We start from the raw sequence: 4502 nt of genomic DNA, 5'->3' as shown, positions 1-4502 counted from the left end.
TCTGGACCTCCTCGAGTACGACACGAAGACGATCGCCTCCGGGCTGGCCGGCGGGTCCGCATGAGGCGACGCAGCGAAATCGAACCGCGAAGGCGAATGGAGGCCGCGCTGTCGGTCGAAGGCCTTCGCGTTTCGTATGGGCCCGTCAAGGCCCTGACGGGCGTGACCTTTTCGCTCTGTCCCGGGCGCGTGTGCGGCGTCGTCGGAATGAACGGCTCCGGGAAATCGACGCTCATCAAAGCGGTCGTCGGAACGGTTCGCTCCACCGGGGACGTCTCCGTGTACGGAGAGTCCGCGCGTTCGGCCCGCAAGGACGGCTTGGTCGGCTACGTCCCCCAGAACGAGGGAGTCGATTGGGACTTCCCGCTGAGCGTGGCCGACGTCGTCATGATGGGCCGTTACGGGCGAATGGGATGGACGAGGCGCCCTCGCCCCGACGACGTCGAAGCGGTCGACCGGGCCCTCGACATGGTCGGCGTGCCGGAACTGCGCGATCGGCAAATCGGCGCGCTGTCGGGAGGCCAGCGCAAAAGGGTCTTCATCGCGCGTGCCATCGCCCAGGGCGCGAGGCTGCTGCTCATGGACGAGCCCTTCGCCGGCGTCGACAAGCCGAGCGAGGAGGCGATCGTCTCGCTCGTGCGCAATCTGGCCGCCGGCGGCGCAGCGGTGCTGGTCGCCACGCACGACCTCGACGGAATGTCCGAGCTGTGCGACGAGGCTCTCCTGCTCCTGCGCGAGGTCGTCTTCCAGGGCGACGTCGAGGACGCCCTGCGCCCGGAGAACCTCGGCCGAGCCTTCGGCGTGACCGGCGTTCGGGCCCGCGAGCGTGGCGCCGCTCAAGCCGACGGAGCGGCAGATCCGGACGCTTCGGTCGACGCCCCGCACGGAAAGGAGAAGGGCGATGCCTGATCTGTGGGAGACTTTCGGGCGGATGTGGACCTACGAGTTCATGGTCCGCGGAATCGTCGTCACCGCGATAGCCGGAGCCGTGTGCGCGATCATCAGCTGCTGGATCGTCCTCGTCGGCTGGTCTCTTATGGGCGACGCGCTCTCGCACGCGGTTCTGCCCGGAGTCGTCGTCGCCCACATGCTCGGAATCCCCTATTCCGTCGGCGCGCTCGCGGCCGCGCTCCTCGTCGTCGGCCTCATCTTCGCCGTGAGGCAAACGTCCCACCTCAAATCGGACGCGAGCATGGGCATCGTCTTCACGACGCTCTTCGCTATAGGCCTCGTGCTCGTGTCCAAAAATCCCTCGAACATCAATCTTTCCCACGTGCTCTTCGGCGATCTGCTGGGGATCACGCAGGCGGACATGTGGCAGGTGCTCATCCTGGGACCGTTGGCCGGAATCGTCTTGCTTCTCAAACGCAAGGACCTCACCGCCTACGCCTTCGACCCAGTGCACCTGCAGGCCATCGGCCTCCCGGCGTGGCGCATGGGAGCGCTGCTGCTCGTATGCCTGGCGATGACTGTGGTGACGGCGATGCAGGCGGTCGGAGCGGTTCTCATCGTGACGCTTTTGATCACGCCCGGGGCGACGGCGCTGCTCATCACCCAGAGATTCTCGAAGATGCTGCTCATCGCCCCGGCGCTTTCGGTGGCGTCGACGATTGTGGGCATCTACGTTTCCTACTGGTTCGACACGGCGTCGGGGGCGACTGTCGTGGCGACCGGCGGCTTTCTCTTTTTCGCGGTGTGGCTCACCTCGCCGCGCGGGCTGCGGGGCTTCCTCAAGAGCAGGCGCGCCGCGGCCTGAGTTTTGCGAACGCGGGTGCGGACTGCTGTCAACGGAGCCGTCGGCCAGAATGTCGGAAACACGGGTCGAAAAGCCTTGGCTGAAGCGCCCGCAGACCCTTGGTTCCGCCAATGTGCGCGTTACGTGTTTGGTTTCTGTTTCCCTTTTATTTGGGGTACATTGCCTGTATGCATACGCGCGGAACCCGTTCTTTCGTCTCTCCGGCTATGTTTTGCGTTGTGCTCACCGCCGGAGCGATGGGGATGGGCGGCCTTGCCTCCTGCGGTTCCGAGGATCCGAGCCCCAGCCCGTCGACGACGGCCGCCACGGCGCCGTCGGAAGGAGGCACGAGGGTGCCGTCGGCCTGCTCGACGCGCCCTGGAAGCGGCCTGCCGCGCTGCGCTCCGAGCCCCGTGCCAATGCCCTCGATCCCCTCGCCTTCCCGTATATCCGTTCCGACGCCGTCGATATCCCTGCCGACGCCCAACTGGTCGACGTTCACTCGCGACAATCCGGATCCGAATCATCCGAAGATCCCCGAGGACCCCTCGCCGCGCGTCACACGCTGAGCGTCACACGCTGAATCCACGCGATCGAGATCCTAAAGTCTGAAGTGTTCGCACTTCAGTCGGACCTTGCCCTATACGAGTCGCAATCGCGGCGTCGTTCCCGTTCTGTCTGCCGAGCGGCGGCTGTGGGAGGCGCCGCTGCCGCTTGCTGAGTGGTCGAAGCGCGGATCGCCGCACTTTCCGCCGGGGCTTGACGCGGAAACCGAAGACCGGAGGCCGAGAAGCTCGGTATGAAGCATGGCGGCATGGACGTCTTCCAGAGGAAGAGCGAGTTCCCGCGCTATTCGCGCGGTTGAAATCGGTCCATGCGCCGACGAGGCGAGAACGTGTGGAAAAACGCGCGAACGTTCGTAACCCGTCATCCCCTCGGGTTCGCCGCTTCGGAAACCTCGCCGCGCCAGCTCGCAGCATGTAGAACGGTAAATCCAGTCCGTCATGCGGCCCGCCTTGTGGACCGCGTACGTCAGGGCCATCGCTGAAACGCCAAAAGCTCGTTTCGCTTTCATAAGTTCGTCGATAGTCGGATTGGGGCGAAGACGCTCAAAGATGCTTTCCGTCGGAACGAGGAACTCCGAGGCGAATTCGTCAGCTTGACGCTCCTCGATGCTCTCAGGGCCGATTCGGCGATGGAGGAGAAGATGGCCTATCTCATGAGCCAGATCGAAGCGGGCTCGCTCCGGCGTTTTGCGCTGAGCAAGGAAAATATGCGGGATCTCCCCGTGCCACAGAGAGAAGGCGTCGACGGACGCGGCGACGTCGGGCAGGCCGTTGACGCGAATTCCTTTCGATTCGCTCAGTTGAACAAGATTCGGCAGCGGCTTGGCGCCGAGCCCCCAGAAGTTGCGCAGCAACGACGCCGCGATTCTAGGGGATTCACCCGTCATGTCCGGCACAGCGACGTCGGGCAGGCCAAAGCGTTGGGAAATCCACAGGTCTACCTCAATGCCGAAGCTGCCCGCCGATATAGCGGCCGCGCGCTGCCGCTTCGTTGTCGTTCGCCTCGCACGAAAACTGATGGCTTTCGCATCGAATTCGACGCATGGACCGCGCTCGAAAAAACGGTCGGGGAACCCAAGAGTTTCCGACAGCTTGGATCCCATACGGGTGGGAGCGCCGACGGTTTCATACCTGTGGACGGTTCGATCGGTCAGCCCCAGCCGGTGTGCGAGCTCCACCTGACTGAGTCCTCTGCGCATTCGGGCGGACTGAATGCGCAGAGGATCGAGAAGCTCAGTGTTCGGCGATGTCTGTGATCGTGAAGTCAACGTCGTCTCCGCCGATGTCGCGTATGTCGGGCCGTTCGAGCTTCAAAGGTTCAAGAAGCGCTCGGACCGTCCAACCTGTGAACTGTTCGTTCTTGGGGTCAAAACCAGATGGAAGCGAAACCTCAGAGCGAATTTCGTCTTCGTCACGGTAATAGAGCAGAAACCACGCTCCGGCTGGTGGCTCTCCAGCGGGCAAACCAGCTGGCGTCCCATTCGATACGCTTGCCAAATTTAACGAGAGCTGAACGGCCGCGCGAGTTGCCGGGCCTCTTCGCCGGGCGGCTTTCGGCACGACGAGGGGGTCAGGGTCGGCGACAAAAGCGTCGCCTCGCACGAAGGACAATGTATACGCGCCGTCGGACGAGGTCGCCGTCGGTCTGTTCTGCCTGTCCTCGCATGTCCAGTTGCGCTTATGCAGCAGCTCGCGCATTGTGTGGACGGTGGCTATCCAGCGATTCAGTCCCGGAGCGGTGGCCGGGGCATAGGGAGGCGTATTCTCCGAGGCAACGTCTCCCGCTTTCAGGGCTTCGTGGATCTCGACGGGTCGGAGACCCATGCGCTCTAGATAGTCATTCGCGTCTTTCCCCCGCAGGACGGATGAAGGTTCGCCGGCATATGCCGCAGTCTCAGACATTTGAGCACTCCATTCTTGACGAATCCAATGCCTCAGATTCTTGCACAAAACCGGAAATTTCGCATCGTGGGTCAGAGTGCGTCTTGGCCGAGCATGTGGGGGTGGAAAGGCCGTGCGGCTAAATGGTGGGGGTGAGTTTGCTTTTCTGAGGCAACGCCTCGCAAGGCCTACCTAGGACGATGGCCTAGGAAGGAAGGTTGTTTTCTCACACTGAGCAAAATCGGAAATTTTGGTCGATTACGGTAGCGAAAACTCCGCACCGGGATCGCGTCGACCAGTGCGGAGCCTCGGCGCGCTCA

General features: G+C 63.1%; 5 protein-coding genes. 2 read left to right on the top strand and 3 right to left on the bottom strand.

The window, feature by feature from the left end; genetic code table 11:
- Positions 1-96: 96 nt before the first annotated feature.
- Positions 97-909, top strand: a complete 813-nt coding sequence (locus ACO48X_RS01090; protein WP_484999712.1) for a metal ABC transporter ATP-binding protein — start codon at positions 97-99, stop codon at positions 907-909.
- Positions 902-1756, top strand: a complete 855-nt coding sequence (locus ACO48X_RS01085; protein WP_484999709.1) for a metal ABC transporter permease — start codon at positions 902-904, stop codon at positions 1754-1756. Before ACO48X_RS01090 ends, ACO48X_RS01085 begins: the two co-directional genes overlap by 8 nt.
- A 145-nt stretch (positions 1757-1901) precedes the next feature.
- Here ACO48X_RS01085 and ACO48X_RS01080 read toward each other — a convergent pair whose 3' ends face one another.
- The 3 genes from ACO48X_RS01080 to ACO48X_RS01070 all read right to left on the bottom strand — a co-directional run bounded on the left by ACO48X_RS01080 (position 1902) and on the right by ACO48X_RS01070 (position 4125).
- Positions 1902-2237: a hypothetical protein gene (locus tag ACO48X_RS01080; protein ID WP_484999707.1), complete on the bottom strand. Its 336-nt coding sequence runs from the start codon at positions 2235-2237 to the stop codon at positions 1902-1904.
- Positions 2238-2375: 138 nt separating this feature from the next.
- Positions 2376-3569 (bottom strand): ImmA/IrrE family metallo-endopeptidase, encoded by a 1194-nt coding sequence (locus ACO48X_RS01075; protein WP_484999705.1) that lies wholly within the window; start codon positions 3567-3569, stop codon positions 2376-2378.
- Positions 3535-4125: a hypothetical protein gene (locus tag ACO48X_RS01070; protein ID WP_484999703.1), complete on the bottom strand. Its 591-nt coding sequence runs from the start codon at positions 4123-4125 to the stop codon at positions 3535-3537. Before ACO48X_RS01070 ends, ACO48X_RS01075 begins: the two co-directional genes overlap by 35 nt.
- Positions 4126-4502 lie beyond the last annotated feature (377 nt).

The organism is Peptidiphaga sp. (genome assembly GCF_057238965.1).
This window is presented reverse-complemented; position numbering and strand designations above follow the sequence as displayed.

Bases quoted from the DNA above. Each gene is read 5' to 3' on its own strand.
- ACO48X_RS01090 (WP_484999712.1), top strand. From the start codon at position 97: ATGGAGGCCGCGCTGTCGGTCGAAGGCCTTCGCGTTTCGTATGGGCCC.
- ACO48X_RS01085 (WP_484999709.1), top strand. From the start codon at position 902: ATGCCTGATCTGTGGGAGACTTTCGGGCGGATGTGGACCTACGAGTTC.
- ACO48X_RS01070 (WP_484999703.1), bottom strand. From the start codon at position 4,125: ATGGGTCTCCGACCCGTCGAGATCCACGAAGCCCTGAAAGCGGGAGAC.